This is a genomic window from Robbsia andropogonis, assembly GCF_000970345.1.
In the GTDB taxonomy this organism is placed as follows: domain Bacteria; phylum Pseudomonadota; class Gammaproteobacteria; order Burkholderiales; family Burkholderiaceae; genus Robbsia; species Robbsia andropogonis.
In genome coordinates this window covers 1-2,120 of record NZ_LAQU01000139.1, presented here as the reverse complement: position 1 = coordinate 2,120, position 2,120 = coordinate 1, and the positions used below count along the sequence as shown (strand labels likewise).

The following is a 2,120-nucleotide window of genomic DNA, read 5'->3' as shown; positions in this document are numbered from 1 at the left end:
TCGTGCGCTGGGTCCGATGCCCTTCATCATCCACATTCAGAGAGCCGCGGCGGCCCCCGAATAGACCCGTCGTCGACAATGGTTACGCCGCGCTGTGCTACGGGTTGACCAATGCGACCAGCGAACGCAGACGTTCCGCGTCGAATGCCGTCGGCTTCGAGACCGTGCCCCACCGCCTCGTGCAAGAGGACGCCATTCCAGCCAGGACCAACCACTACACTCATCAAGCCAGCGGGCGCGGGTCGCGCGTCGAGCTTGATGGTTGCCGCATCTACGAGCTTTTTGACGAAAGAGGCGACCATCTCATCCGACCATTCGCTAAACGAATAGCGACCGCCCATGCCGCTATGCGCACGCTCCATCCGCGTTCCGCATTGCACTCGCACGCTTACCCAAAGGTTCAGCAGGGGCCGCACATCGCCTGCGCTCATACCGTCGTGGCGGGTCAGCCAAACGCTCTCATAGACCGCTTGTAGCGAAGCGCCAACTTCGACTACCCGTGCGTCGTGATTTCTCGCCAGTTGTTCGACCCTTTGAAGGAGCGCAATTTTCTCGGACGCATCGACCGCTGCGAGGGGCGCGGAGCCCATGTACAAAGAGGCGTGATCATGCGCTGAACTTTCTTTGCTCGTGGTAAAGGCGGTCGCCGAAACCATTTCGCCGTTCGTGCGCAACTGGGAGGCAACTCGACCAAGTGCAGCCGTGTCGATTCTCTGAGAACTTGCGAACGTTACCTCTTCGCCTTTCATGACACGAAGACCGAAACCGGCGTCGCGGCGATAAGAGCCGCCTCGAACGGCGCCGCCCTCCAGGGACCAGGTCTCCCGGACGGAATCGCTTAAATAGACGTCGGCAAAATCACCGCCAGTTCCCATCGCACCCGATAGCGCGGACGCCAGTTGGACTTCATCGACGCCATTGCGCTCGAGCAAACAGTGGTATGCGGCATTGCGCACCTCATCCAGAGAAGGCAATAGGTTCTGAGATTTCAAAGCATCATTCATACAATTCCAGCGTCCGTTAGCTCGTTTCCGAGCGACTTGAGGTATGTCGTTTGCATATCGCACTGAAAAGGTCGGACGTCATGATCCAGCTAGCACGTCGCTAAGGTAACGTGTCCCGACGATGGCGCGCTAACCAAGCCCCGTTTGCTCGCGAAGTCGTCAGAGACCGCCGACCTTCATTTCGTCTATAAGCCACGAGCCGGTGGTAATTCCACCGCGCGTCACCTTGTCGCCCCCAACCGAACGCAGTCGTCCGAACATGGCAAAGAGATTCGACGCGAGGGTGACTCCAGAAACAGCAAACTGAATTTCGCCGCCCTCAACCCAGAATCCCCTCGCCGCCCTGGAGAAGTCACCGTTCAACCGGTTCACGCCGCCACCGACCAAATCGGTGACATACAGGCCTCTGCCAAGCTTTGACAGCATCGAATGCAAGTCGTCCGTCAAGTCCGAGTACTCGCTACGAACCTCAAGGTTATGCGGTCCGTATCCGCTGCCGGTCGGGCTCATCTTGAGCCGCCGCGCTGCGTATAGTCCGAGGAAATAGCCCTTGAGCACGCCCCTGTCTATGACAGTGCGATGCGAAACAGCAATGCCGTCGCCATCGAAACATCGACTCGATATGCCACGCTTCACGAAGGGGTCTTCAAAGACGGAAACATGCTCAGGAAAGAGCGCCGCTCCTATACGGTCCGTGAGGAAGGAGTCGGATCTGTACAACGCGTCGCCCGAAGCCGCACCGACGAATTCTCGGAGAAGTCCCATTGCGGCCAGCGGCTCGAAGAGTGCTGGGCATGTTTGAGTCGGAACGGAACGTGAATTCAACGCGCCGAGCGCTCGCGTGGCTGCCATCTTACCAACCTCATCCGGGCTCGGCAGGCTTTCGTAATTTCTGGCGGCATCGCTCCAAAAGCCGATCTGCCGCTCCCGCTCCCCTACAGCAACCGCGCTCGCCGAAATGGCATGCATCGACCATGGTGTCTTCCCCATGAAACCCCGCGAAGTTGCAAGTACCGAAACTCCGGACGTCGTCTGGACACTAGCGCCATTAGTTGCGCCAATGGCCTTATCGACTGCATAGGCCGCCGATTCCGCTCTGCGTGCGGATTCCACTAT

At 58.7% G+C, this 2,120-nt stretch carries 2 protein-coding genes; both read right to left on the bottom strand.

Annotated features, from left to right (window positions below; all coding sequences use genetic code 11):
* Window positions 1-26: 26 nt before the first annotated feature.
* Complete coding sequence (locus WM40_RS26530) at window positions 27-992, bottom strand: metallopeptidase TldD-related protein (RefSeq protein WP_157793820.1); 966 nt, start codon at window positions 990-992, stop codon at window positions 27-29.
* Window positions 993-1,163: 171 nt separating this feature from the next.
* Window positions 1,164-2,120, bottom strand: a 957-nt coding sequence (locus WM40_RS26525) for a TldD/PmbA family protein (protein ID WP_046154563.1), incomplete at its 5' end; no start/stop codon positions are given.